The 21,067-nt window shown below is 63.4% G+C and carries 15 protein-coding genes; 7 read left to right on the plus strand and 8 right to left on the minus strand.

Annotated features, from left to right (window positions below; all coding sequences use genetic code 11):
- Positions 1-191: 191 nt before the first annotated feature.
- On the plus strand, positions 192-1,343 hold the full coding sequence (cfa, locus tag DKK67_RS06050) for a cyclopropane fatty acyl phospholipid synthase (protein WP_228160520.1): 1,152 nt from the start codon (positions 192-194) through the stop codon (positions 1,341-1,343).
- Here the strand turns inward: cfa and DKK67_RS06055 are convergent.
- Positions 1,336-2,949 (minus strand): L,D-transpeptidase family protein, encoded by a 1,614-nt coding sequence (locus tag DKK67_RS06055; protein ID WP_162628763.1) that lies wholly within the window; start codon positions 2,947-2,949, stop codon positions 1,336-1,338. The genes cfa and DKK67_RS06055 overlap by 8 nt on opposite strands.
- Positions 2,950-3,182: 233 nt before the next feature.
- Here DKK67_RS06055 and DKK67_RS06060 point away from each other — a divergent pair, with 233 nt between their 5' ends.
- From DKK67_RS06060 to cysQ, 3 genes are all read left to right on the plus strand, one after another.
- Positions 3,183-3,845: a murein L,D-transpeptidase catalytic domain family protein gene (locus DKK67_RS06060; protein ID WP_228160612.1), complete on the plus strand. Its 663-nt coding sequence runs from the start codon at positions 3,183-3,185 to the stop codon at positions 3,843-3,845.
- Between the two features lie 96 nt (positions 3,846-3,941).
- Complete coding sequence (locus DKK67_RS06065; RefSeq protein WP_111495367.1) at positions 3,942-4,427, plus strand: PaaI family thioesterase; 486 nt, start codon at positions 3,942-3,944, stop codon at positions 4,425-4,427.
- A gap of 99 nt (positions 4,428-4,526) precedes the next feature.
- On the plus strand, positions 4,527-5,300 hold the full coding sequence (gene cysQ / locus DKK67_RS06070) for a 3'(2'),5'-bisphosphate nucleotidase CysQ (RefSeq protein WP_111495369.1): 774 nt from the start codon (positions 4,527-4,529) through the stop codon (positions 5,298-5,300).
- Positions 5,301-5,416: 116 nt separating this feature from the next.
- Here the strand turns inward: cysQ and DKK67_RS06075 are convergent, their stop codons facing one another.
- A complete protein-coding gene (locus DKK67_RS06075) occupies positions 5,417-6,778 on the minus strand; it encodes an 8-oxoguanine deaminase (RefSeq protein WP_111495371.1) in 1,362 nt (453 codons plus the stop codon).
- Positions 6,779-7,171: 393 nt separating this feature from the next.
- Here DKK67_RS06075 and DKK67_RS06080 point away from each other — a divergent pair, with 393 nt between their 5' ends.
- Positions 7,172-8,563, plus strand: coding sequence for a nucleobase:cation symporter-2 family protein (locus DKK67_RS06080; RefSeq protein WP_111495373.1), 1,392 nt, complete (start codon positions 7,172-7,174; stop codon positions 8,561-8,563).
- Positions 8,564-8,608: 45 nt separating this feature from the next.
- Here DKK67_RS06080 and DKK67_RS06085 read toward each other — a convergent pair whose 3' ends face one another.
- On the minus strand, positions 8,609-8,833 hold the full coding sequence (locus DKK67_RS06085; RefSeq protein ID WP_111495375.1) for a DUF308 domain-containing protein: 225 nt from the start codon (positions 8,831-8,833) through the stop codon (positions 8,609-8,611).
- Between the two features lie 297 nt (positions 8,834-9,130).
- Between DKK67_RS06085 and DKK67_RS06090 the strand changes: the two genes are divergently transcribed.
- The gene (locus DKK67_RS06090) at positions 9,131-10,318 is read left to right on the plus strand and encodes an AI-2E family transporter (RefSeq protein WP_111495377.1); all 1,188 of its coding nucleotides are present in this window, start codon (positions 9,131-9,133) and stop codon (positions 10,316-10,318) included.
- A gap of 81 nt (positions 10,319-10,399) precedes the next feature.
- On the opposite strand, the gene DKK67_RS06095 is transcribed toward DKK67_RS06090, so the two are convergent.
- The 4 genes from DKK67_RS06095 to DKK67_RS06110 all read right to left on the minus strand — a co-directional run bounded on the left by DKK67_RS06095 (position 10,400) and on the right by DKK67_RS06110 (position 19,000).
- Positions 10,400-11,806 (minus strand): sodium-dependent transporter, encoded by a 1,407-nt coding sequence (locus DKK67_RS06095; RefSeq protein ID WP_111495379.1) that lies wholly within the window; start codon positions 11,804-11,806, stop codon positions 10,400-10,402.
- 295 nt (positions 11,807-12,101) lie between these two features.
- Positions 12,102-13,202, minus strand: coding sequence for a Glu/Leu/Phe/Val family dehydrogenase (locus DKK67_RS06100; protein ID WP_111495381.1), 1,101 nt, complete (start codon positions 13,200-13,202; stop codon positions 12,102-12,104).
- Positions 13,203-13,334: 132 nt separating this feature from the next.
- A complete protein-coding gene (locus DKK67_RS06105; protein ID WP_111495383.1) occupies positions 13,335-16,853 on the minus strand; it encodes an indolepyruvate ferredoxin oxidoreductase family protein in 3,519 nt (1,172 codons plus the stop codon).
- 593 nt (positions 16,854-17,446) lie between these two features.
- Positions 17,447-19,000 (minus strand): sensor histidine kinase, encoded by a 1,554-nt coding sequence (locus DKK67_RS06110; RefSeq protein WP_111495385.1) that lies wholly within the window; start codon positions 18,998-19,000, stop codon positions 17,447-17,449.
- Between the two features lie 170 nt (positions 19,001-19,170).
- On the opposite strand from DKK67_RS06110, the gene DKK67_RS06115 reads away from it, so the two are divergent.
- The gene (locus tag DKK67_RS06115) at positions 19,171-19,944 is read left to right on the plus strand and encodes a TSUP family transporter (protein WP_111495387.1); all 774 of its coding nucleotides are present in this window, start codon (positions 19,171-19,173) and stop codon (positions 19,942-19,944) included.
- Between the two features lie 10 nt (positions 19,945-19,954).
- Here the strand turns inward: DKK67_RS06115 and DKK67_RS06120 are convergent, their stop codons facing one another.
- Positions 19,955-20,920, minus strand: a complete 966-nt coding sequence (locus DKK67_RS06120; protein ID WP_111495389.1) for a nucleoside recognition domain-containing protein — start codon at positions 20,918-20,920, stop codon at positions 19,955-19,957.
- Positions 20,921-21,067 lie beyond the last annotated feature (147 nt).

The following is a 21,067-nucleotide window of genomic DNA, read 5'->3' on the forward strand; positions in this document are numbered from 1 at the left end:
AAGGTCGATGCCGTGGCTCAACCGACTTGCCGTAGGCAACCTGCTGTGCTTTGCGCCATAGGGTGAGTCTGTTTCACTAATTAAAACGATCTAATTCTCATTATCGATAGTCGGAAGTTATTTTGGGGGACATTAAAACTCACACGATTCGGTAAGCAGGCCGGGTCCCGGGCAGTCGAGGTTACCAGCGCATGGATATGAAAGTGTCTCAGTCACCGTTCCTTTCGGAAAGCAATTCGACGCATCGCCTGATGGTCGATTTGTTGGCCGAAGCGGACATCCGGATCGGCGGAGATCGCCCCTGGGACATGCAGTTGAACAACACCGGCGTACCCGAGCGGGTGTTTGCCGGCGGCAGCCTGGGACTGGGTGAGAGCTACATGGACGGCGACTGGGACGTGCCGGCCCTGGACGAATTTTTCTACCGCATCATGAAAGCCAACCTGGAGCAGCGGGTGCGGCCCTCCACGGTGGTCTGGCAGGCGATCAAGAGCCGTTTCCTAAACCGTCAGACCCTGAGCCGTTCGCGCCGGGTGGGCGAGCAGCACTACGATCTCGGCAACGATTTCTACGCCGCCATGCTCGATGGGCGCATGACCTACACTTGCGGCTACTGGCGCGACGCCGAAACCCTGGACCAGGCCCAGGAAGCCAAGCTCGACCTGATCTGTCGCAAGCTCCAACTGGAGCCGGGTATGCGGATCCTGGACATCGGCTGCGGCTGGGGCAGTTTCATGGCCTACGCCGCCGAGCATTACGGCGTTGAGTGTGTGGGTGTGACCATTTCCAGGGAGCAGGTGGCCTGGGCCAAAGCCCGCTATCCGCACCTGCCGCTGGAGTTCCGCCTGCAGGATTACCGGGAAGTGGAAGAACAGTTCGACCGCATCGTCAGCGTCGGCATGTTCGAACACGTCGGTCACCGCAACTACCGCACCTTCATGGAGGTGGCCCACCGCTGCCTGAAGGATGAGGGCCTGTTCCTGTTGCACACCATTGGCAAGAACGAACGCAAGCCCTATTCCGACCCCTGGATTGACCGCTACATCTTCCCCAACGGCGAGCTGCCATCCATCGGCCAGGTCGGCGATGCGGCGGACAACCTCTTCGTAGTGGAAGACCTGCATAACTTCGGGCGCGACTACGACCGGACACTGATGGCCTGGCATGCCAACTTCGAGGCAAACTGGCCGCGCTTCGCCAATGAGCTGGGGCCACGTTTCTATCGCATGTGGCGTTACTACCTGCAATCCTGCGCCGGCCTGTTCCGCGCCCGGGATATCCAACTGTGGCAGTGGGTGCTGTCCAAGGGCGGCACCCCGGACGTGTTCCCGCGCATCAGTTGATCGACGGGCCGTCCAGTTGCGCCAGCAACGGCTGATCGCTGCCGTAGACGTCGGGCCGGTAGGTGATCCGACCATCGGCGTCCGCCTCGGCGGTCCAGTAGGCCATCAGGATATAGACGCCGCGAGGCAGATGGACGTTGTGGGATTCGCCCGACGCCTGGGCCAGCGCCAGCGCCTGGCGTCGCTCGCGACTGGCGTGCCGGAACAGCAGCCGGGTCAGGGTCTGGGCGTCCTCGACGCGCACGCAGCCGGAGCTGTAGAACCGGTTGGTGGTACCGAACAGGCCGCGCGCCGGGGTATCGTGCAGGTATACCGCAAACGGGTTGGAGAAGCGGATGACCACTCGGCCCAGGGCGTTACCCGGCCCGGGGTCCTGGCGTAGCATCAGGTTGTTGGTGTGCGACCAGTCCACATCCGACGGCATCAGTTCGTCGCCCGCGCGGTTGTATACCCGGATGCCGCGATCGCTCAGGTAAAACGGATCCCGCTGGATGGCCGGCAACGCGTCGCGCAGGAAAATACTGCGGGGAATGTTCCAGTGAGGATTGACGGTGACGTGCGTGATCACCGACTTCAGCTCGGGTGTTTCCCGTCCCGGCTGGCCCACCTGGGTGCGGCTCTGCCAGATCCTTTCGCCGTCCTCGTAGTACTCGATGCGGGCGGCCGCGATGTCCACCAGTACCAGCGAACTTTCCATATCCCGCGCCAGCCAGCGTAGCCGCTCCAGGTTGGCGCGAATCTGCTCCAGGCGTGCCTGGGGCGGTACGTTGAGCTGGTCCAGCGTCTGTGGCCCCACCTTGCCGTCCACTTGCAGGCTGTGGCTGTTCTGGAAGGTCTCGACGGCGACGGCCAACTCGGCGTCGTAGCGCGTCCGCAACGGACCCGGCTGTGGCGGCAGGGGCAGGATGCCGGCGGCTTCCAGGCGCAGGCGCAGGGCTTCCACGCGGGGGCCGTGATCACCCGGTTGCAGCAGTTTGCCGTCCGGTATCGTCGGCCAATGGTCGGGCAGCGACCGGCGTGCCAGCCGGTACCCCTTGCGCAGGTTGCGGTAGCGCTCGCTGTCCGGGCGAGCCTGCGCCATGGCGGAGAACGGATCGTCCAGCCCGGCCAGGGCCGTGGCGACCAGCAGCGTCGGGTCGCGCTCGCGGCTGACGTTGGCGGAATACCACATCGGCGCGCCGCCACTCTCGAAGGACCGGCCATAACGCAGGTCGATCAGGGCGCGCAGGTAGGCGTCGGAGGCCAGCTGTCGGTCGCATGCTCCCAGGTTGCCCCAGGTCTGCCAATGCTGTTGGGCGTGGCGGAGGGCGTCCAGATGGTAGTCGCCGGGTGTCAGGCCATCGTCTTCGAGGGCCGCCAGCGCCTCGATCAGGCCGCTCAGTTCGCCGTCGCCTTCCCAGACCGTGGTGTCGGTGTTCTGCTCGAACAGCTCCGTGACGCTGGCGTGGAACGGCGAGATTGCCGGCAGGGGCTCGCAGTTGTCCGGGTCGACGCGGTGCAGGGCGAGTCCGGTGGCGGCGTGGAGCAGGGCTACCAGGCCGCACGCCGCCGGAAACCATCGCCTTCCGTTGCGTCTTGTATGGTTTTTGTACAGCCGGATTTCCATCACGAAAAACCTTGGTAGAATGCGCCATCCTTTCGGGGCACGGCATTGAAGCCTGGCCCCGGAAGCCGACCGGCGTCGTAACGACGCGGCGGATTCACGCGGCCTGAACTTCCAGACACCCGAGAGGCTTGTACATGATCCACAGACGCACTCAACGCGTTCTGGCTGTCGCATTGGGCGCCCTGATGGCTACACTGGCGGCATTGCCTGCCCAGGCGGCGACGACTGAGTCGATGCCACGCACGCCCGCCACCTTTGACATCGGTCTCTACAGCCGTCTGAGTCAGTCGGCCCCCAACCTGAATCACAAAGTTCTGCGCCGCGCGTTGCAGGCGTCGTCCTGCGCCGTCAGCAACGGCATGGACATGCCCGCCCGGCTGGCGGTGATCGATTTTTCCCTTCCGTCCAGCAAGAAGCGCCTCTGGATCTTCGACCTGCAAAGCGGCGAACTGGTTCTGCGGGATCTGGTCGCCCACGGCAAAAACTCCGGCCTGGCCGAGGCGTCGGTGTTCTCCAATCGGGTGGGCAGCTACCAGTCCAGCATCGGATTGTTTCGGGCCAGTGAAAGCTACCAGGGGCGGCACGGTTACGCGCTGCGTCTGGACGGCCTGGAGCAGGGCATCAACGACCACGCACGGCGGCGTGCCATCGTGATTCACGGGGCCGATTACGTGGCTCAGTCGTGGGTGCGCGACTATGGGCGCATCGGGCGCAGCCACGGTTGTCCCGCGGTGAGCCAGAAGGTGATTCGTCGTGTGGTGGACAATCTCAAGGGCGGCCAGCTTGTGTTCAGCTATTATCCGGATCAGCATTGGCTTGAATCCTCCAGCTATTTGAACTGCGGCAGCACCCAGATGGCTGAATCGGGGAGCGGCGCCGGAGATTCCCGAATCTGACCGGAACACGGCACAGCCTCCCTGCTGCATCAACAATAACCAATGTGGCCGCCGGCTGACCATGTTTGTCGAGTGGCCCGGACAAGGGGACTTCCCATGCACCACCCGGCGGCACTCGCCTTTCAGGACCAGATTCCCGATAACCATTGCTACGGCTGCGGCCCCCTCAACGACCAGGGGCTGCAGATCAAGAGCTACTGGGTCGACGACAACCGGTCCGAATGCCGGTTCACGCCCCAGCCCCATCACTGTGCCGGCCCCACGCATTTCCTCAACGGCGGCATCATATCCACCATCATAGACTGTCACTGCATTTGTACCGCCATGGCCAGGGCTTATCGGGACGCCGGTCGGGCCATCGGCGAGGGCGAGCGGCTGTGGTTCGCCACCGGCGACCTGCAGGTGCGCTTCAAGCGTCCGGTGCCCATGCATGATGCGATCACGCTGGAGGCCACGGTGGCCGAGGCGGGCGAGAAGAAGATCCTTCTCCATTGCACATTGAGCGCCGGCGGCAAGGTCTGCGTCGAGAGCGAGGTGCTGGCGGTACGGGTGCCCAACGAGTGGTTCGAGCCGTCGAGCTGAGGGCGCGGCCCTCCTTCGGGCGCATCGCAGGATGTGATCGGTTCCGTTAAACTCGGTCCCCATTCGCATTCAAATCCGCCGTTCAGGAAAAGGACACAGATGGCATCCCTATCTTCCCTCTTGCCCGAAGTGATTCGCATCGCCGAAGCCGCCAGCGAGAAAGTGCTGGCCATTTACCAGACTGATTTCTCCGTTGAACACAAGGACGACAAGTCCCCGGTCACGGCGGCTGACCTGGCGTCCCACGACGTCATCGTGAAGGGCCTGAAAGCGCTGACGCCGGATATTCCCATCCTGTCCGAAGAGTCCGCCAACGCCCCCTGGAGCGAGCGCCGCGAGTGGCAGCGCTTCTGGCTGGTGGACCCGATCGACGGCACCAAGGATTTCGTCAATCGCAACGGGGAATTCACCGTCAACATTGCCCTGATCGAGGACAACGCGCCGGTTATGGGCGTGGTGACGGCGCCAGCCCTGGGGACCGTCTACTGGGGGATCGTGGGCGAAGGCGCCGGGAAGCGGGATGCCGAGGGCAACGAGCAGCGCCTGGCGGTGGTGGAACCGCCGGCCAGCAAGCGCGTGGTGGCCAGCAAGAACCACCTGAACGACGAAACCCGGGCGTTTATTGAACAGTTGGGCGAGCACTGCCTGGTGCAGGCGGGCAGCTCCCTGAAATTCTGCCGCATCGCCGAGGGTGCGGCGGACATCTACCCGCGCATCGGGCCCACCTGCGAGTGGGACACCGGCGCGGCCCAGGCGGTGCTGGAAGCGGCCGGTGGCAAGGTCCGCAAACTGGACGGTTCGCCCGTGACCTACGGCAAGGAAGACGTGCTCAATCCGTTCTTTGTAGCCTCGGGAAGCTGGTACAGGGACTGATCGCGAAAGGGCGACCCGGTCTGTGTCCGGGTTGCCCGCCTCGGGCGCCGATGGCCTTGATCCGCAAAGGCCTCGATCAGGAAAGACCTGGATCGTCCTTCCGGAGCAGCCCGGCGTCAGCGTCCCGTCGCTTTGGCGTAGAGGTGTCGCGCCGCTTCCCGGTGGCGCGTCATCAGCGCCGCAAGATCACCACCCAGCCATTGCCTGTCCCGCACTTTCCATTCGCCGCCGATCATGACTGCATCCGCCTGGCTGGCGCCGCACAGGACCAGTGCCGCTAACGGGTCGTGAGCACCGCTGAAGCGCGGCTCGTCCAGTTTGAACAGAGCCAGGTCGGCGCGTTTGCCCACCGCAATCTGGCCGATGTCCGGGCGCCGCAGGATATCGGCGGAGCCCCGGGTTGCCAGCGTCAGCGCGTCCTCATGGGTGAACTCGTCCGCCTGGTAGCGCAGGCGCTGGATCAGCAGGGCCTGGCGGATTTCCTGCATCAGGTTGCTGTGGTCGTTGGAGGCGCTGCCGTCCACACCCAGGCCCACCGGCGCGCCCGCCGCCTTGAGCTCGTTGATCCGGCAGATACCGGATGCCAGTACCATGTTCGATGACGGGCAGTGGCAGACACCGGTCTGCGCCTGTCCAAGCCGCGCGATCTCCTGGTCGTTGAAGTGGATGCCATGGGCCAGCCAGGTGCGGTCGTGCAGCCAGCCCACCGACGCCAGGTAGTCCAGCGGCCGCTGGCCGAACTGTTTGAGGCAGAACGCGTTTTCGTCTTCGGTTTCCGCCAGGTGGGTGTGCAGGTTGACGCTGTAGCGGGATGCCAGCTCGGCGCTGGCGCGCATGATGTCCGGTGTGACGGAGAAAGGCGAGCAGGGTGCCAGCGCCACTTCCAGCAGGCCCCGCTCGTCCTGGCGGTGGTAACGGCGGATCAGCCGTTCGCTGTCCGCCAGGATGGAGTGTTCGTCCTGCACCACGTGGGGTGGCGGCAAACCGCCGTCGTCGGTGCTGAGGCTCATGGAGCCGCGGGTGAGGGTGGCTCGCATGCCCAGCCGTGAGGCCACGTCGGCCTGGATGTCGATGGCGTTTTCCAGGCCATCGGGGAACAGATAGTGGTGGTCCGCCACCGTGGTGCAGCCGGACAGCAGCAGTTCCACCATCGCCAGTTCGGTGGCTGCTTCCAGGGCATCCGGGGTCAGCCCGGCCCAGATGGGGTAGAGCGTCTGCAGCCAGGGAAACAGTTTCTTGTTCAGCGCCGGCGGGCAGGCGCGGGTCAGGGTCTGGTAGAAATGGTGATGGGTGTTGACCAGCCCGGGCAGCAGCACGTGTCCGCTGGCGTCGAAGTTGAGATCGACCGGTTGTTCGGGGTGTTGGCCGGCAGGAACGAGTTCGGTGATGACGCCGTCTTCGACGACGATGCCGTTGCCGGCGTCCTGGTCGTTGGCGGTGAAGGTCGCCAGCGGATGGCGGATCCAGAGTGCGCTCATTGCAATGCTCCATGTGCCGTGAGCATGGTGTCACTCAACGACCATGCACACTGAAGAGGTTCAGGTACATGGCAGTGACTTGCGTGTTAATCTGCCAACCGCGTCGATAGTAGCACGCTGATCGGCCCCGCAAAATCCGCGTTGAATGCTCGTCGGCAAGTGTGCGATCAGGGTGCGTCCTGCTACCGAAAAGCACTGTTTTGGTACGTAAATTCACGTAGAGCACACAGGTCAGTGACTTTTCAGTCTCGGCGTTCCATTTTTACAGCAATGATTTTAATGATTTTTCAATAAAAGCTAACCAGTTGGTCAGTTTGTTGCAGGGTGAGTGGCCATTGAATGCCGTCCCATTCGACAAGGTCATGCGACCCTTAGACCAACTGGAGATCCCGAATGCCCGCGAACAACGCTCCGCAGCCGGAGTTGCTGTACGGCCTCGACGACCGGCCGCCCCTGCCCGCCGCCCTGTTGGCGGCGGTGCAACACATGCTGGCCAGCTTCATCGGGATCATTACGCCGACACTGATTATCGGTGGCGTCCTGGGCCTGGGATCCGAGATTCCCTACCTGATCAGCATGGCACTCATGGTCTCCGGGGTGGGTACCTTCATCCAGGCCCGGCGGATCGGGCCGGTCGGTTCCGGGCTGGTGGCGCTGCAGGGCACCAGTTTTGCGTTTCTCAGTTCCATTCTCGCAGCCGGCTTTATCGCCAAGGCCCGAGGCGGCGGTCCCGATGAGATGCTCGCGCTGATCTTTGGGGTGTGTTTCTTCGGGGCGTTCATCGAGATTTTCCTGAGCCAGTTCCTGCACAAGCTCAAGACGTTTATCAATCCGCTGGTGACCGGCATCGTGATTACTACGATCGGCCTGTCGTTGATCAAAGTGGGCATCACCGATCTGGCCGGCGGCGTCAAGGCCCCGGATTTTGGCAGTCTGACCAATCTTGCCCTGGGCGGCGGGGTGCTCCTGTTGATCATCGTCATGAACCAGAGTCGCAATATCTACCTGCGTTCGGGGGCCATCTTCTTCGGTCTGGTCGTCGGCTACATCGTGGCCATTGCGCTGGGCAAGGTGGATTTTTCGGGGTTGGCGGAGCTGGACTGGTACGCACTGCCGGTGCCGTTCAAGTATGGTATTTCCTTCGATATCGGCGCTTTCCTTCCGGTGGCGCTGATCTACCTGATTACCGCCATTGAATCGTCCGGCGACCTGACCGCCACGTCGATGATCTCGAAGCAGCCCATCCGGGGCCTGGCCTATCGCAATCGCATTCGCGCCGGGGTCCTGGCGGACGGCATCAATTCGCTGATCGCCGCGGTGTTCAATACCTTTCCCAACACCACGTTCAGCCAGAACAATGGCGTCATTCAACTGACCGGCATCGCCTCGCGTTACGTGGCCTATTGGGTGGCGGCTATCCTGGTGATTCTGGGGCTGTTCCCGGTGATTGGCGGGGTGTTTCAGGAACTGCCCAAGCCGGTGCTCGGCGGGGCCACGCTGGTGATGTTCGGAACGGTCGCAGCGGCCGGCATTCGCATCCTGGCGACCGTTGATCTCGATCGACGCAGCATGCTGATCATGGCGGTGGCGTTTGGTCTGGGGCTGGGTGTGGGCGCGGTACCCGACCTGTTCCAGAACCTGCCCAAGATGGCACAGAATGTCCTTGGATCGGCGGTGACCATGAGTGGCCTCACGGCGATCATCCTCAATACCGTTTTGCCCGGGCGCCCGGTCGAGGACGCCGAAACATCAGGCCCGGTCAGCGCGGAAACCGCCTCGGCGTGATGCATGGCGGGCGACGGGGTTGTCCCCGCGCCCGTTTCCCGGCCATCACAGTTTGTGGATTTTCTCCTTCCGCCCGATGACGTAAACCATCAGGGCCCCCAGACCGACGACGATCAGCACCCAACCGACGTTCTCGGCCATGTCAGTCTGCCCGGCGCCGGGCGACATCAGCGCGACAATACCGATTATCAGAGAGAAGACCGAGGAGACCAGCAGAACCAGCAGGCTCTTGCGGGGCTCGCGTTTCACGAGATTCTTTGGGGTATCCATGGTTGCCTCCGTCCGGGCGCCCTGTTGCTGCGACCCGTTTTTGTGTCTGGTTTCTGACTTCGAATGGAACGTGAGACCACCCTGTTGTCATGATCGGCACCAACGGACACCGATCCATTTTTCCAACCTTTGCGTCACGATGACACCGTACCGCGGTTCCACTCAATACGGTGTATTAGTGAACTAATCGAAATGTTAAACCGGGTCGGCAGGTTTTACTTTGATCTGGGACAGTTCCAGTCTGCATCAGCGGTTAGACTGAACTCAGGATCACTCGACAATCTCCGGGATAAACGAATGGAAACAAACATCGGCCAAGGGGCCGGATCGCGACCGGGTGCCGGCCGCCAGGCGGACGATGGTGAAGGCTCCGGGCCGCCGGTTCTGGCCAGTGCGGTCAACATACGCAGTTCGGCGCTGCTTGTTTTAACCACCGTCGCCTCCCTCTATTTCATCGACTGGGCCCAGGCTATCCTGCTGCCGCTGGTGGTCAGCATCCTGATCAGCTATGCCCTCGATCCGCTGGTGTCGCTCCTGGACCGGGCCCGCCTGCCTCGCCCGATTGGCGCGGCTGTGGTGTTGACCGCGATGCTTGGCCTTCTGGCCGGCGCCAGTGTGCCACTGCAGGAGGAAGCCTCCGCCATTCTCGACAAGGTGCCGGCCATGATCGAGCGCTTCCAGCAGCAGGACGCGGCGAGTGCCGAGAAAAACGGCGAGGGCGTGATGGAGAAGGCCCAGGAGGCGGCCAAGCAGATCGAGGAGACCGCCAACCAGCAGTCCGAAAGCGCCGCGGACACGCCGCCGGGTGTCACGCCGGTACGGGTGGTGGAAAAGCCGCTGGATATCCGCGCCTATCTGATGCGCGGATCGCCGGCCGCGCTGGTTCTGATCACCCAGTGCTTTTCGGTATTGCTGCTGGTGTACTTCCTGCTGGCGGTGGGCAAGCTGTACAAGCGCAAGGTGGTGCGCATTTCCGGGCCGTCCTTCGGACGCATGCGTAAGGCGGCGCGGATTATGGAGGAGTTCCACCAGCAGGTCCGTCGCTTCCTGTTTGTGATGCTCCTGGGCGCGGTGTTTGTCGGTGTGCTGACCTGGCTGGCTTTCCTGATGCTGGGTATGGAGCAGGCAGGGTTCTGGGGCGTGCTCGCCGGGGTGGCCAGTGCCATTCCCTACCTGGGGCCGTTCCTGGTTTTTGTCGGGAGTGGGCTGGCGGCGTTCGTCCAGTTCGGGGCTCTCGATATGGCGGTGCTGATCGCGGTGGTGTCGCTGATCATCACCAGCATTCAGGGCTATCTGCTCACACCCTGGCTGACAAGTCAGGTATCGAGTCTCAATGCGGTGGTGATCTTTATCGGGCTGTTGGTCTGGGGCTGGTTATGGGGGCCGGTCGGATTGATCGTGGCGACGCCGCTACTCATGATCATCAAGTCATTGTGCGATCACGTGGTCAATCTCAGACCGCTGGGCGAGCTGCTGGGAAAATAGAGACGGCACGCAGAACCGACATCAGGACGGGAAGCGAAGGGAAAGAAAAGCCGGAGCCCGCAGGCTCCGGCTGGCTGGCGATCAGGCCAGGTTGTAGATGAACACCACGGCCACGGCGACCGGGGTCACGAAGCGCAGGGTGTTGTACCACAGCGCGAAGCCACCTGCGGACAGGTTCAGTTCGTTTTCCAGCGCCTGACGCGAGATGATCCAGCCGGCGAAGAGGGCCACCAGCAGACCGCCCAGCGGCAGCAGGATGTTGGCGGTCAGGTAGTCCAGCAGATCGAAGATGGTCTTGCCTTCGAAGGCGCTGAACATGCCCAGTGGGAACACGTCGGACCACAGGTTCAGCGACAGGATGGACGCGATACCCAGGGCCCAGCAGGCGATACCCGCACCCAGGGTGCTGACCGTGCGGTTCATGCCTTTCTGCTCTTCCAGCCACTCCACCAGCGGTTCAAGCAGGGAGATGCCGGAAGTCCAGGCCGCGAAAATCAGCAGGATGAAGAAGAGCGCGCCGAACAGGCTGCCCATCGGCATCTGGCCGAAGGCATACGGCAGGGTCTGGAAGATCAGCCCCGGACCGGCACCCGGCTCGAGACCGTTGGCGAAGACCACCGGGAAGATGGCCAGGCCGGCCAGCAGCGCGACGACGGTGTCGATGACGGAGACCGTGATGGAGGTCTTGGCGATGGACACGTTCTTCGGCAGATAAGAGCCGTAGGCCATCATCACGGCCATGCCCAGGCTGAGGGTGAAGAAGGCGTGGCCCAGGGCCGTCAGCACGCCCTCGGTGGTCAGCTTGGAGAAATCGGGCTGGAACAGGAAAGCCGCCGCTTCACCAAAGTGGCCGGTGGTCATGGCGTAGCCGACCGCAACCAGCAGCAGCACGAACAGCGCCGGCATCAGGATACTGACCGCCCGCTCCAGGCCGGAGCTCACGCCACGGGCAACCACCAGCATCACCAGCGCCATGAAGACCGTGTGCCACAGCAGCAGGGTGCCCGGATCGCTGACCAGGCCGGAGAAGATCGCGCCGATGGCGTCCGCGTCCTTGCCCACCAGTTCGCCGGAGGCAGCGGTGCCGACGTAGGAGACGGCCCAGCCGCCAATCACGGAGTAGAAGGACAGGATCAGGAACGCGGCGATCACGCCGATAATGCCCACAATCGGCCAGAACCTGCCGAGGCTGTCGCGTTCGACGATCAGGCGCAGGCTGTTGACCGGGCTGCGGCCGCCGCGACGGCCGATCATGACTTCCGCCATCATGATGGGCAGACCGACCGCTGCAATGCACAGCAGGTATACCAGTACGAAGGCGCCGCCGCCGTTCTCACCGGTGATGTAGGGGAATTTCCAGACGTTGCCCAGACCCACAGCGGAGCCGGTGGCCGCCAGGATAAAGGCGAGTCGCGACGACCAGTGGCCGCGCTTGTCGTTGGAACCTTCCATAACGCCCTCTGCGCCGGTGGAAGAGGATGTAGACATAATCATAGTCTCCTGTCACTGAAATTGTTGTTGTCGGTGAATCCCTGTGTGTCGGCCATGTATTGGTTCTTTGCCATGCATCATGCCCTTGCCACCGGATGAAACCGGTGCCCCGTCCGCATGGTTGTTCGGGTGTTATCCACGCCCGCAATGTCGGCAGACACATCCTCCAAGCACAATCCTGTCGTGTCGGCGGCGTCTTGAAACGCCGCCCTGTCAAATGTCCTTACAGGGATTCCCAGGGGACCGAGGCCGGGAAAAGCCCCGGCCTCATCAACGGTTTAACTCAAACCGATCAGCTCACCTTGGCCAGTCGGCCCGGCTTGTGCTGCTGTTGAGCGGGGGTATGGCGGAAGCGCTCCTCCGCCAGATGGTCGGCGATGGTACCTGTAGGAAGGCCCTCTCTGCCAGCGCGCGTGAAGATTTCATCGAGGGTGGCGCCGATGGATTCCACATGCGCCCGGATCCGGTTGTGGTCGTGATCCGTGCGTTCATGGAAAACATCGATGATGCCACCGGCGTTGATGACGAAATCCGGCGCGTACAGGATGCCGCGCTTTTGCAGCGCCGCATCATGCTCGGGACGCTCCAGCTGGTTGTTGGCCGCGCCGGCCACTACCTTCGCCTGGAGCTTGGGAATGGATGTGTCGTTGAGCACCGCACCCAGGGCGCAGGGGGCCACCACGTCCACCGGCAGGGTGAGGATTTCCTCGGCAGACACCGGCACCGCGCCGAGTTCGTCGACGGCGCGCTGTACCTGGTCCTGATGGATGTCGTGAACCCACAGGTGGGCGCCGGCCTCTTTCAGGTGACGGGCGAGCCGGAAACCGACGTTGCCCACGCCCTGCACGGCGACTTTCAGTCCTTCCAGGTCGCTGCGACCCAGGCCGTGTTTGACGGCCGTGCGCAGACCGACGTAGGTGCCGTACGCGGTGGCCGGAGAGGGATCGCCATTGCTGGGCAGCCCGTCGAATCCGATGTGTTCCTTGATGCCGGCCACGTGGCTGGTCTTGCGGCTCATCACCTTCAGGTCGGTCACGCTGGTGCCGGAATCCTCGGCGGCGATGTACTGGCCGCCCAGTTGCTCCAGGAAACGCCCCATGGCTTCCATCAGCGCCTCGGTCTTATGCTTGCGCGGATCGCCGATGATCACCGACTTGCCGCCGCCCAGGTCCAGGTTGGCCAGCGCGGATTTATAGGTCATGCCGCGGGACAGGCGCAGCACGTCGCGCAGCGCTTCCTCGTCAGTGGCGTACGGGAACATGCGGCAGCCGCCCAGGGCCGGGCCGCGCGAGGTGTTGTGGATCGCCACGATGGCCTTCAGGCCGGTTTCCGGGTCGCAGAAAAAGGACAGGTGTTCGTGGTTGTCGAACTCGGGATGGCTGAATACGTTCATGATGTCTCACCTTACTTCCAGGGCCGCCTGTACCCTTGTGGGGCGGACAGGTGGCTGGTGTTTTGTTCGACCGGGCTCGGGATGGCCGCGCCCGGTCTGTTTAAAGTTTAGTCAGTTTGGCCCGCGTTGGGTTCAGGCCGCTGCGCTGGCAATCTGCCGGTGCCGCTGGCTTGTCGGGTTCAGCTCGTTACGCAGCCTGTCGCGCTCTTGGCGGGTGGCCTCGTAGGCGCCTTCCTTGACCGGCCCGTAGCCGCGCACTTTCTGCGGCAGGGCGGCCAGGGCGCGGGCGGCGTCCAGGTGGTCGCGGTTGAGATGGCGCAGGATCCAGGCCACATCCGCTTCGTACTCGCGAATGAGCTTGCGCTCCAGGCGGCGGTCGGCGCTGTAGCCGAAGATATCCAGCGGCGTGCCGCGCAGGACCTTGCCCTTGGCCAGGAAATGGAACACGCGCTCCATCCAGGGGCCGAACTTGAGCTTGCGGGGGCGGCCGTTGGCGCCGGGGCGACTGATCAGCGGCGGTGCCAGGTTGAACTCCAGTTCCACCTCGCCTTCGAACTGCTCTTCCAGCTGCCGGCGCAGGCTGCCGTTGCTGAACAGACGGGCCACTTCGTACTCGTCCTTGTAGGCCAGCACTTTGGCGTAGTTTTCGGCCACGGTGCGGACCAGCATGGGATCGCGCCCGACTCTCTTCTCCGCTGCCGTCTCCACCTGTCGTACCAGGCGCTCATAGCGCTCGGCGAGACCGGCGTTCTGGTACTCGGTGAGGTGACGCTTCTGGCGTTCCACCAGCTGATCGGTGGTTTCCATGATCTGGACCGGGTTGCCCTTGGGCTGCGGGAAGGCCAGCGCTTTCACCTGGTCCAGGTCGTGGGCGGCGCGGCGGCCCCACAGGAACGCCTGCTTGTTCTTGTCCACCGACACGTTGTTCAGCTCGATGGCCTCTTCGATGGATGCGGCCTTCAGCGGCAGCAGCCCCTGCTGGTAGGCGAAGCCCACGGTGAACAGGTTCACCGCCATGCCGTCGCCCATCAGCGCCTTGGCCAGGCCGCCGGCGTCCAGGAACCAACTGCCGTCGGTCGTGCAGGCGTCGCGCAGCGCCTGTTCCATGGACTGGCCCGGGAACTGGATGTCCGGGTTGCGAGTGAACGCCGCCGGCATCGCCGCTTCCACGTTCACTACGCTGCGTGAGAACCGGTTGTCCAGCTTGGCCAGGGCGTCGTCGCTGGCGGCGACCATCAGGTCGAAGGCGATCATCAGGTCCGCCTCACCCGCTGGGATGCGCACCGCGTGGATGTCTTCCTGGTGGTTGCCGATGCGGATGTGGCTGACCACGGCGCCGAACTTCTGCGCCAGGCCGGTCTGGTCCAGCACGGAGACCCCCTTGCCCTCGATGTGGGCGGCCATGCCCAGCAGGGCGCTGACGGTGACCACGCCGGTGCCGCCGACGCCGGTCAGCAGGATGCTGTACGGGTCGTGCTCGCCCTGCCAGCTCGGGTCCGGCAGTTCCGGGAAGTCGACGTTGCTGTCCACGCCGACCGGCTTGCGCAGCTTGCCGCCCTTGACGGTAACGAAGCTGGGGCAGAACCCGCGCACACAGGAGAAATCCTTGTTACAGGCAGACTGGTCGATGGTGCGCTTGCGGCCGTTCTCGGTCTCCTTGGGCAGCAGCGACAGGCAGTTGGACTGCACGCCGCAGTCACCGCAGCCTTCGCAGACGTCGGAGTGGATCATCACCCGCTGGTCCGGATCTTCCATGGTGCCGCGCTTGCGGCGACGGCGTTTCTCGGCGGCGCAGGTCTGGTCGTAGATCAGCACGGAACAGCCCTCGATCTCCCGCATTTCCCGCTGCACCGCGTCCAGGTCGTCGCGATCGTGGAACGTGGTGCGGTCGGCGAAATCGGCCCGGGAGGGGTACTTGTCGATGTCGTCGCTGACCACCGCGATGCGGCGCACGCCTTCACCGTAGAGCTGATGGGAGATCTGCTGCACCGTCAGCGTGCCGTCCACCGGCTGGCCGCCGGTCATGGCCACCGCGTCGTTGTACAGGATCTTGTAGGTGATGTTGGCGCCGGACGCGATGGACGCCCGGATCGCCAGCAGCCCGGAGTGGAAGTAGGTGCCGTCGCCCAGGTTCTGGAATACGTGCTTCTGGCTGGTGAACGGCGCCTGGCCCAGCCAGGTCACGCCTTCGCCGCCCATCTGGGTGAAGGTGTCGGTGCCGCGGTCCATCCAGGTGGCCATGTAGTGGCAGCCGATGCCGCCGAGGGCGCGGCTGCCTTCCGGCACCTGGGTCGAGGTGTTGTGCGGGCAGCCGGAGCAGAAGTGCGGCGTGCGCTCCAGGCGCTCCGGCGGCTGTGCCAGGCTGTTTTCCTTCTCGGTCAGGAAGTCCAGGCGCTGGCGCAGGGTGTCGTTGCAGTAGCGGTCCTTCAGCCGGGTGGCGATCGCCCGGGCCACCATGGCCGGGGTCAGCTCGTCGTTCGAGCGCAGCAGTTCGGCGCCGGCCTCGTCACGCTTGCCGATAATGCGCGGGCGCTGCTGGTCCTGCCAGCTGTAGAGCTGGGCCTTGAGCTGGTCTTCGATCAGGCCGCGTTTTTCCTCGACCACGAGGATTTCTTCCAGGCCGGTGGCGAACTCGAAAATGCCCTCCGGTTCCAGCGGCCAGGGCATCGCGACCTTGTACACGGTCAGGCCGATGGCCTCGCGCTCGGCCTCGCCCAGACCCAGGTCGGCCAGTGCCTGGATCACGTCCAGGTAAGCCTTGCCAGTGGTGATGATGCCCAGCCGGGGCTGGCTGGCGGAGAGCACGGTCCTGTCCAGGCGGTTGGCGCGGCAGAAGGCTTTGGCGGCCTCCAGCTTGTAGCGGTGCAGGCGCTCTTCCTGGGCCAGCGGTTTGTCCGGCCAGCGGGAGTTGAGCCCGCCTTCGGGCATGGTGAAGTGATCCGGCAGACGGATGTCGATGCGGCTCAGGTCGAGATTGACCGACAGGGAGGAATCCATCACCTCGGCCAGCGCCTTGAAGCCGATCCAGCAGCCGCTGTAGCGGGACATGGCCCAGCCGTAGAGACCCATGTCGAGGATGTCCTGCACGCCGGCCGGGTTGAGGACCGGCATGGAGGCGTCCATGAAACCGTAGTCGCTCTGGTGGGGCAGGGTGGACGACTTGCAGGAGTGGTCGTCGCCGGCAATGGCCAGCACGCCGCCGAAGCGGGAGCTGCCAGCGGCATTGGCGTGCTTGAACACGTCGCCGGTGCGGTCGACACCGGGCCCCTTGCCGTACCAGAGGGCAAAGACGCCGTCGTATTTGGCGCCCTCGAAAATATTGACCTGCTGGGAGCCCCACACGGCGGTGGCGCCCAGGTCCTCGTTCACACCGGGCAGGAAGTGAACGTGCTTGTCCTGGAGGTATTGCTTGGCTTTCCAGAGGATCTTGTCGAAGCCGCCGAGAGGCGAGCCGCGATAGCCGGAAATGAAGCCGGCGGTGTTGAGGCCGTTCTGCTGGTCGAGCTGGGCCTGCAGCAGCGGGAGACGTGCCAGGGCCTGGCCGCCGGTCATGTAGACCGGGCCGGAATCACGTTCCCAGACGTCGTTGAGACTGACCTTGTTGGGACCGTCTTTGTTAAGACTGGCGTTGTTAAGACTGACTTTACGCATGGCGAATCACCGTATTCTGGATACACGGGGACACGGCCGGTGACGACCGGACGCAACGAAACGAAATAACGGAACGCGATCAGCTCGAGGACAGGAAGTCCGTGCTGCGGCTCGACGTGATTCGTAACGAGAGGATTCGCGATGGAAGGTCGGATTCGATTGATCGGCGGGCGATCGGGGTGCTGCGATACGCGGTGGAATGCGCCTTGAACAGGCACCATCCCATCAGGGGAGCGGTCGATTGACTCATTGTTGAAATCCTTTCCACGTTGCCGGATCTCGGCGCTCGTGGTCGTCTTGTTTTTGTATTGTCCGGCTTGTGGCCGGCCTTGCGATTTCAGGGTCCGACATGAGCCCTTGTGGGGCGTCGAACAGGGATCAAACTAGAGGGTTCGGAAGGGCAGGTCAATGATTAAAAGCTGAACAGCTTGTCATGAGATGTAACGGGGAGGATGCGCCGGGTCGTTGAGGAACTCATGAATCGTCGGCAATTCCGCCGGTTACGTGCACCACAGCTCTCGCGGGCGGCTCCCGTGATTTTGACCAATGTCGCAGAGGTCTGGCGCACGTTGCTCAGGCTGCCGGCATGTTTTTCAGGCGGCCGGCACGATCACCCGGAAGTGCGTACCGGCTTCAGACGTCTCGAAATCGATCGAGCCCTGCATCTGCTCCACCAGCCCCTTGGCGATGGCCAGCCCCAGGCCGGTTCCTCCCGCGTGGCGTTGGGACGAACCGTCAGCCTGGGTGAAACGCTTGAAGATGCGATCCTGGAATGATTCGGGAATGCCGGGGCCTTCGTCGCTGACGGTCATTTGCCAGCCATGATCGACCGGCGCCAGCGTCAGCGTGACCGTGGACGCCTCGGGCGAGAACTTGAGTGCATTGGACAGCAGGTTGTCGAGCACCTGGCGCAGCCGTGTTTCATCCACCCAGGCCGGTGCGTCGCCGTCCGTGCCATTGAAACGGCGCGTAATGCGCTTGTTGGCCGCATAGGTCTCGTTTTCGGTCAGTACGGTGCGGATCAGGCCGTTCAGCTCGATGCGCTGTGGATTCAGATCCAGACGCCCCTCGACGATGCGGTCGATATCGAGCAGGTCGTTGATCAGGTGGATCAGGTGATCGCTGTTGCGCTTGGCGATCCCGACCAGTTCGTTGCCCTTGTCCGTCAGCGGGCCGGCCACGCCGCCTTCTATCAGCCCCAGGGTGCCGCGAATGCTGGTCAGGGGCGTGCGCAGCTCGTGACTGATGGTGGACACGAACTCGTTCTTGAGGCGGTCGGTCTCTGCCCGCACCAGCGCTTGCTTGTGTTCGAACTGCAGCGTGCGGTACCGGTGGTAGCCCGAAAAACCGGCCAGCAGGAACAGGCAGGTGTAGGGCAGGGCGTAGTAGGACAGTGGCAGTGCCGGGTTTTCCAGCACCTGGCCCACCAGCAGCCAGTCGTCGCCGGGCAGGGGAATACGTGATGTTTGACGGGTGACGTTGGCGTCCAGTGGCTCGCCCCAGATCAGGGTCGAATCGTCGCGCCGGTCATCCTTTAAGCGGCGCAACTGGTAGCGCAGTGCATGCAGTCGGGCAATGTCCCGAATGTCACCCAGCAGGGCTTCGGCATCGATGACGGTGCTGATCAGGCCCCAGTAGTCGTCACCGATGAAGACCGGCGAGCGGTAGATAAACGCCGTGCCACCCTGCACCAGCTCGATCGGGCCGGCGAGTATGGGGTCCCGCGTCCGGATCATGCGCTGGACGGAGGGCCACTGGTCCGGCATGTCCGGATAGTACAGACCCAGGGCCGCTTCGTTGCCTGTGCGCGGATAGATGACTTCGATGCGGTTATCCGGCGCAAAGCCGATGTTGATGATGTATTCGCCCGCCTGGAACATGCTGCCCAGCCAGGCTTCGATGCGCTGGTTGGTGTATTCCCCGTTCTGGCTCTCGATGTAGAACACCAGACCGCGTGTGAGGTAGATGGCTTCCTTGATGCGGGTTTCCAGGGTGCCGCGCAGCTCGCTCAGATCCTGCAGCAGCTGCTGTTCCTGTTCGAATTTTCGGGTTTCCTGAACCTGCAGCAGGGCCCAGTGGATCAAACCGACGCCTGCCAGCAGCAGAAACAGCGGGAACCGAAAGCTGGCCCAGAGTTTGTCTTTCATGGATACATCGCGTTGTTGTCATTGAGGTGCTCGTGCCCCTTCGTTCGACAAGACTAGCTCAGATCGACGGCGTTGTGCGGGAATTGTCGCCCAGGACGCCCGGCAGGGTATTCGAGAGCGGCGCGGGGGGATAGAATCGTCGGTTTGCACGGAGGCGTGTTTCCCCGCTTATGAGCGATCTCTCCCTGGTTCAGTACGTCCTGATTGGCCTGATTTTCGTCTGGAGCGGCTTCGTGCGCTCGGGGCTGGGATTTGGTGGCGCTGTTCTGTCGCTGCCGTTCCTGTTGCTGGTGCTGGACGATCCCGTCGTCTTCCTGCCCATCATTGCCGTGCACCTGCTGGTGTTCTCGTCCCTGACCATCGTCATGAACAATCGCAAGAGTCAGGTGGCGCAACGGCCCGAAGGCGGCACCGTGGACTGGCCCTACCTGTGGCGCATCCTGGGGATCATGATCGTCCCCAAGCTGATCGGGGTATTCGGGCTGATCACGCTGCCGGCGCACGTGATGAGCGCCATTATCTTCGGCATCGTGGTGGTCTACTCGCTCTCGTACATCTTCAACCGGCCGTTTCGCAGCAAGAACAAGTGGGTGGATACGGTTTTCCTCATGCTCGGTGGTTACGTCAGCGGCACCTCGCTGATCGGCGCGCCGCTGATCATTGCGGTCGTGGCCCAGCACCTGCCCAAAGAAAAGCTGCGGGATACGCTGTTCGCCCTCTGGTTCATCCTGGTGACCATCAAGATGGCGGCGTTTCTCGCCGTCGGCGTTGACCTGCAGTTGATTCACCACCTGTGGCTGTTGCCCTGTGCCGCCGTGGGGCATGTGATCGGTCTGCGTTTCCACGACTACGTGCTGCGCTCGGAAACCCCGCTGTTCTTCCGTCTGTTGGGCGGGGTGCTGCTGGTGGTGAGCAGTATCGGGCTCTGGAAGGCGGTGGCCTGAAACGCCCGTCTCAGGAGGCGTCGGCGCGATCGGCTCCGGGGTGTACGGATTTGCGCTGGCTGATGGGTAGCCGGGCCAGCACGCCGATCACCAGGAAGGCCAGCGCCAGTCGTGCCCAGAGGATGCCGGACAGGTGTGCGCCCAGCAGCATGACCAGCAGGGTGTCCTCGATCAGGCTGTGGCAGAGCCCCAGGAATGCCAGGGTCAGGAAGGCATCGCGCGGGCTGAGTCGGCCCGATTCCGCATCGCGAATCAGCAACCCGCCACCGAAGCTCAGGCCCAGCGTAATGCCGATGATCGCGGTGCTGGCGGCGTCCCGGCCGATGCCCAGCAGGCGCAGCAGCGGGAACAGCAGGGCATGCAGCAACCGTTCGACACTGATGGCCCGTAATCCGCGCAGCAGGGTGATCAAGGCCAGGATCACGAAGAAGATGGTGATCAGCGTCTGGCCTTGGGCCCAGAGCCAGGCCGACAGGCTGGTATCGAGAGCCCCGGGCTGCCAGACCAGCGTGTTGTCCTGTTGCAGCCAGTCGAACGTCTGGTAGCTGTGATGCAGAATCATCCCCAGTATCAAGGCGCCCCCAACGCGCATCACCAGCGTCAACCACCAGGGCACCCCGGCCCGCCGCGCGACGGCCCCTTCCACCGGCAGACCGTGGCCGACCACCATCAGGGTGCCCAGCACCGTCACCTGGGCCACGCTCAGGGCCTGATCCAGCGACAGGTTGTAGAAGATCGCCATGCCGGTGTAGATGTTGGTCAGCAGGGTCGCCGCCCAGACAATGCTCAGTTCCTCCGGCAGGCCCAGCAGCCCCATCAGCGGCGCGAGCAGCGTCGCCAGCCACTGGGTGAAGCCGATGGATTCAAGGACCTTCACGATGATCAGTGCGGGCACCAGTATCTTCAGCAGCGTCAGGTAGACGACGCGGGTTTCGTGGAGGATGCTGAGGGCAGCGCGGCGCAATCGTGCAGGCATTGGGACGTCCCTGGTTCAGTAAAGGACGCAGTCTATCGGCTTTAGCGGGACGCCGACAGGCGTTGAAGGACGTCGGTGCCGCCCCAATCTTTCATAATGGCATAACCTTATTCCAGAATGGGTGACGACGTGCCCGGCACGGCGCTA

Origin of the sequence: Marinobacter bohaiensis, assembly GCF_003258515.1 — a bacterium.
Classification (GTDB): Bacteria; Pseudomonadota; Gammaproteobacteria; order Pseudomonadales; family Oleiphilaceae; genus Marinobacter_A; species Marinobacter_A bohaiensis.

Excerpts from the sequence above, each read along its gene's own strand:
- cfa (WP_228160520.1), top strand. The coding sequence starts at position 192 with ATGGATATGAAAGTGTCTCAGTCACCGTTCCTTTCGGAAAGCAATTCG.
- DKK67_RS06055 (WP_162628763.1), bottom strand. The coding sequence starts at position 2,949 with ATGGAAATCCGGCTGTACAAAAACCATACAAGACGCAACGGAAGGCGA.
- DKK67_RS06060 (WP_228160612.1), top strand. The coding sequence starts at position 3,183 with ATGCCACGCACGCCCGCCACCTTTGACATCGGTCTCTACAGCCGTCTG.
- DKK67_RS06065 (WP_111495367.1), top strand. The coding sequence starts at position 3,942 with ATGCACCACCCGGCGGCACTCGCCTTTCAGGACCAGATTCCCGATAAC.
- cysQ (WP_111495369.1), top strand. The coding sequence starts at position 4,527 with ATGGCATCCCTATCTTCCCTCTTGCCCGAAGTGATTCGCATCGCCGAA.
- DKK67_RS06075 (WP_111495371.1), bottom strand. The coding sequence starts at position 6,778 with ATGAGCGCACTCTGGATCCGCCATCCGCTGGCGACCTTCACCGCCAAC.
- DKK67_RS06080 (WP_111495373.1), top strand. The coding sequence starts at position 7,172 with ATGCCCGCGAACAACGCTCCGCAGCCGGAGTTGCTGTACGGCCTCGAC.
- DKK67_RS06085 (WP_111495375.1), bottom strand. The coding sequence starts at position 8,833 with ATGGATACCCCAAAGAATCTCGTGAAACGCGAGCCCCGCAAGAGCCTG.
- DKK67_RS06090 (WP_111495377.1), top strand. The coding sequence starts at position 9,131 with ATGGAAACAAACATCGGCCAAGGGGCCGGATCGCGACCGGGTGCCGGC.
- DKK67_RS06095 (WP_111495379.1), bottom strand. The coding sequence starts at position 11,806 with ATGTCTACATCCTCTTCCACCGGCGCAGAGGGCGTTATGGAAGGTTCC.
- DKK67_RS06100 (WP_111495381.1), bottom strand. The coding sequence starts at position 13,202 with ATGAACGTATTCAGCCATCCCGAGTTCGACAACCACGAACACCTGTCC.
- DKK67_RS06105 (WP_111495383.1), bottom strand. The coding sequence starts at position 16,853 with ATGCGTAAAGTCAGTCTTAACAACGCCAGTCTTAACAAAGACGGTCCC.
- DKK67_RS06110 (WP_111495385.1), bottom strand. The coding sequence starts at position 19,000 with ATGAAAGACAAACTCTGGGCCAGCTTTCGGTTCCCGCTGTTTCTGCTG.
- DKK67_RS06115 (WP_111495387.1), top strand. The coding sequence starts at position 19,171 with ATGAGCGATCTCTCCCTGGTTCAGTACGTCCTGATTGGCCTGATTTTC.
- DKK67_RS06120 (WP_111495389.1), bottom strand. The coding sequence starts at position 20,920 with ATGCCTGCACGATTGCGCCGCGCTGCCCTCAGCATCCTCCACGAAACC.